The 4,255-nt window shown below is 71.2% G+C and carries 4 protein-coding genes; 3 read left to right on the top strand and 1 reads right to left on the bottom strand.

The genetic code is table 11. The features are described 5' to 3' along the window. Nucleotides 1–1,144, bottom strand: a 1,144-nt coding sequence (locus tag HC022_RS20245; RefSeq protein ID WP_167453622.1) for an efflux RND transporter periplasmic adaptor subunit, incomplete at its 3' end; no start/stop codon positions are given. 305 nt (nt 1,145–1,449) lie between these two features. Here HC022_RS20245 and HC022_RS20240 point away from each other — a divergent pair. The 3 genes from HC022_RS20240 to HC022_RS20230 all read left to right on the top strand — a co-directional run. After that, nucleotides 1,450–2,106 (top strand): tetratricopeptide repeat protein, encoded by a 657-nt coding sequence (locus HC022_RS20240; RefSeq protein ID WP_167453621.1) that lies wholly within the window; start codon nt 1,450–1,452, stop codon nt 2,104–2,106. 49 nt (nt 2,107–2,155) lie between these two features. Further along, nucleotides 2,156–3,478, top strand: a complete 1,323-nt coding sequence (locus HC022_RS20235) for a PQQ-like beta-propeller repeat protein (RefSeq protein ID WP_167453620.1) — start codon at nt 2,156–2,158, stop codon at nt 3,476–3,478. Nucleotides 3,479–3,599: 121 nt separating this feature from the next. Then, nucleotides 3,600–4,255, top strand: a 656-nt coding sequence (locus HC022_RS20230) for a GTPase (protein ID WP_167453619.1), incomplete at its 3' end; no start/stop codon positions are given.

Genomic DNA, 4,255 nt, shown 5'->3' with positions numbered 1-4,255 from the left:
CCGTGCGCACCCCGAGCCGCCCGTCATCGTCGAGGGTCAGTGAGGACTGCGGCACCAGATGGGCCATGGCGCCCTCGGCCTCGATGGCGATCTCGGCGGTCTGGCCGGCGCGGATGGCAAGGTCGGGGTTGGCCAGCGTGATGTCGACGCGGAAGGTGCGGGTGGTCTCGTCGGCGCGGCGGGCGACGAAGCTCACCTGTCCGGTCACCGTGGCGCCGTCGATCAGCCGGGCGCCCGCGGGCGCGCCCTGCCGCACGCGCGAGACCTCGGCCTCGGGCACGTAGCCGACAATGCGCAGCGGATCGAGCTGCAGCACCGTGGCGCAGGTGGTGCCCACGCTCATCAGCGCGCCAAGCTCGGCGGTGTCGCTGTCGAGCACGCCGGAGAAGGGCGCGATGATGGTCAGGTTGTCGACCTCGGTGCGGGCGCGGGCGACGGCGGCGCGGGCGCTCTCGATCTGTGCCTCGAGGCTGTCGATCCCGGAGGTGGCGGATTTCACCCCGGCCTCGGCGCTGCGCACGGCGGCTTCGGCGGCGCGCTGCGAGGCGCGGGCAGAGGCCAGCGTGGTGCGCGAGCTGTAGCCGTTCTCGGACAGGCGCTCGGCGGCGGTGAGGTTGATCTGCGCCTCTTCCAGCTGCGCCTCGGCTTGCGCCAGCGTGGCCTCGGCCTCGGGGATGCGGGCCTCGACCTGCGGGCGCTGCGCCTGCGCCTCGGCCAGCGCTGCCTCGGCCTCGGTCAGCGAGGCGCCGGTGGTGCCGGGCTCGAGCCGGCAGAGCTGATCGCCGGTCTCGATGGTGCGGCCCTTGCGCAGCGGCTCCGAGATCACGCGGCCGCTGGTCTCTGCCAGCACGTCGACCTCGCGCGAGGCCTGCGTCTCGCCCCGCAGCAGCACCGCGTCGTCGATCTCCTGCGCGACGGAGCGCATCGCCATCACCGCTACGGCGCCGTTGCGCGTCTCGGGCGCGGCGGGCTCTTCGGCCTCAGCCTCTGCCCCGGCGGTGTCGGCGGGCTCTTCGGCGGCGGGGGCGGCGCCCGCGGTCGGCGCAATGTCATTGGCCCAGCCCAGCAGGCGGTCGCGCTCCATCACCACGCCATAGAGCACGGCCATAACCACAAGCGCCGTGAGGATCGAGATGATACGCATCGTTCCGGTCTTTCCGTTCCTTGGCCGCGCGCGGCCAGCTTGTGCGACAACGGCCCAAGGCTGGCCGGATGCACCGGAAAGCGTTGCGCCGCGCGGGTGGCGGCGCCACCCTTCTTCCATCGGAGTGTAGACGGCTCGTTACGGATCGCTACTGAACTGTCTGGTTCAGTTTACGCGTGTTGCGTGTTTCGATCAAGCGTCCTCACGCGGGTGCGAGCGCTGGTGGCGGAACGGCGCCAGAGGATGCCTTGGCAGTCCCGGCGCGGGAGGGTAAGAGGGGGCGAACGACGACCAGCGAGGCCCCCGTGAGCGATACCGACAGTTTCATCGACGAAGTGACCGAAGAGGTCCGCCGCGACCGTCTTTTCGCCTTCATGAAACGCTGGGGCTGGGTGGCCGTGCTGCTGGTCCTGGTGCTGGTGGGGGGCGCCGCGTGGCGCGAATACACCTCCGTCCGGGATCAGGCCGCGGCGCAGGCGCTCGGGGACGAGATCCTTGCCGCGCTCGACGCCGACGAGGCCGGAGCCCGCGTTTCGGCGCTGTCCGAAATCTCTGCCGCTGGGCCGGGCGCGCAGGCGCTCATCGACATGCTGACCGCATCCGAGGCCGCCCGGGCGGGTGACTCAGACGCCGCCGAGCAGGCGCTCGAGGCCGTGGCGTCGAACGGCGACGTGCCCGAGATCTACCGCGAGATCGCCAGCTACAAGGCCTTCAGCCGCTCCGACAGCGGGCTCTCGGCCGAGGATCGCCGGGTCGGGCTCGAGGCGCTGGCCGTGCCGGGCAAGCCCTTGCGGCTGCTGGCAGAAGAGCAGCTCGCGCTTCTCGAGATCGAGCAGGGCGACACCGATGCCGCGACCGCACGGTTGCAGCGGATCATCGAGGATTCCGAGGCCACCGCGGGCTTGCGCCAGCGCGCGTCTCAGTTGATTGTAGCCATGGGCGGCAAGCCCGACGCCGGCTGAACGGCGATAATTCGGCAGGACTAAAGCAGGAAAGACGGGGGCAGGGGATTTGCGCATCACCACGATCACGGCTGGGCTCATCGGGCTGACGATGCTCTCGGCCTGCGAGGAGCCCGAGGTCATCCTTCCCGGGGAACGCTTCGGCACGCGGGAAATCCTGCAGGACGGCGAGACCGAGCCGGTCGCGGTCAACACCGCGCGCGCCATCGCGCTGCCGGCCAGCGTGAACAACGCCAACTGGGCGCAGAGCCCGGTGTCGCCCTTCGCGCGGGTGTCGCACCCGGCGCTCGGCGCCAGCCTGCGGCCGATCTTCTCGGTCAACATCGGCGCGGGCGACAGCCGGCGCGAGCGGCTGAACGTCGACCCGGTGGTCTCGGGCGGGCGCATCTTCACGATGGACGCCGAGCACATGGTCAGCGCGGTCAGCACCTCGGGCCAGATGCTGTGGCAGAAGAGCATGGTGCCGGCCCGCGACGCGGCCAAACAGGCGCAGGGCGGCGGGCTCGCGGCGGCGGACGGGCGACTCTATGTCGCGTCCGGCTTCGGCCAGCTCACCGCACTCGACGCCGCCACCGGCGCCGAGATCTGGACCCAGAAGCTCGGCAACACCGCCACCGGCGCGCCTGCCGTCTCGGGCGGGCTGGTCTATGTCACCTCGGGCGACAGTACCGGCTGGGCGATCGAGGCCGGCAACGGCCGCGTGCGCTGGACCGTGGACGCGATCGAGAACATCACCAACGTGGCCGGTGCGCCAACCCCCGCGCTCAGCGACGACGCGGTGATCTTCGCCTTCGGCAACGGCGGTGTGCAGGCGGCCTTCCGTCAGGGCGGGCTGCGGCTCTGGAGCGCCGACGTCGTCGGCCGCCGCATCGGTTCGGCGCTGGCTTCGGTCGGCGACATCACCGGCGGGCCGGTGATTTCGGGCAACCGCGTTTTCGTCGGCAACCACTCCGGCCGGGTCGTGGGCTTCAACCTCGGTAGCGGCGAGCGGCTCTGGACCGCGCGCATGGGCGCGCTCGGGCCGGTCTGGCCCGCGGGCGACTCGATCTTCCTCGTCTCGGACATGAACCAGCTGGTGCGGCTCGACGCCTCCACCGGCGAGCAGGTCTGGGCGGTGCAGCTTCCCGGCTACGAGCCGGTGCGGCGCCCGCAGCGCAAGCGCGACAGCGCCTATGCGCATCACGGCCCGGTGCTGGCGGGCGGGCGCGTTGTCGTGGCCTCGTCCGATGGTTACCTGCGCAGCTTCAACCCCGAGACCGGCGCTCTGGTGGCAACCGCCGCCGTGCCGGGCGGCGCCACCACGGCGCCTGCGGTGGCGGGTTCGACGCTTTACGTTGTGTCCAAGGACGGCCAGCTCATCGCCTATCGCTGAGCCCGCGGCCCCGGACCCGGATCGACCCTGCGCCGCGTCCTGAACGGCGCGGGCCAGAGTCCCCTTTCGCCAGCGGCGCAAATGCGCTATCGGGGCGGCTTGTGACCTTGAGGTGCATGAAATGACCTTTTCCCTCGCGATCGTGGGCCGTCCGAACGTCGGCAAATCCACGCTCTTCAACCGGCTTGTGGGCCGGCGGCTTGCGCTGGTCGACGACCAGCCCGGGGTGACGCGCGACCTGCGCGAGGGCGAGGGCAAGCTCGGCGACCTGCGCTTCACCGTGATCGACACGGCGGGCCTCGAAGAGGCCACCGACGACAGCCTGCAGGGCCGCATGCGGCGCCTGACCGAGCGCGCCGTCGACATGGCCGACGTCTGCCTCTTCATGATCGACGCCCGCGTCGGCGTGACGCCCACCGACGAGGTCTTCGCCGAGATCCTGCGCAAGCGCTCCAAGCATGTGATCCTCGCCGCCAACAAGTCCGAGGGTTCCGCTGCGGATGCGGGCGTGCTCGAAGCCTACGGGCTGGGGCTCGGCGAGCCGCTGCGCCTGTCGGCGGAGCATGGCGAGGGCATGCCGGAGCTCTACAGCGTGCTGATGCCGCTGTCCGACGGCTTTGCCGAGCGTGCCGCCGAGGAAGCGCCCGAGACCGAGGTCGAGCTGTCCGAGGAGGACGGCGACGACATCGACACGGCGCTGCCCGAGATCACCGACAAGAAGCCGCTGCAGATCGCCGTCGTGGGCCGCCCGAACGCGGGCAAGTCGACGCTGATCAA

This window comes from Salipiger sp. HF18 (assembly GCF_011806505.1).
Classification (GTDB): Bacteria; Pseudomonadota; Alphaproteobacteria; order Rhodobacterales; family Rhodobacteraceae; genus Salipiger; species Salipiger thiooxidans.
This window is presented reverse-complemented; position numbering and strand designations above follow the sequence as displayed.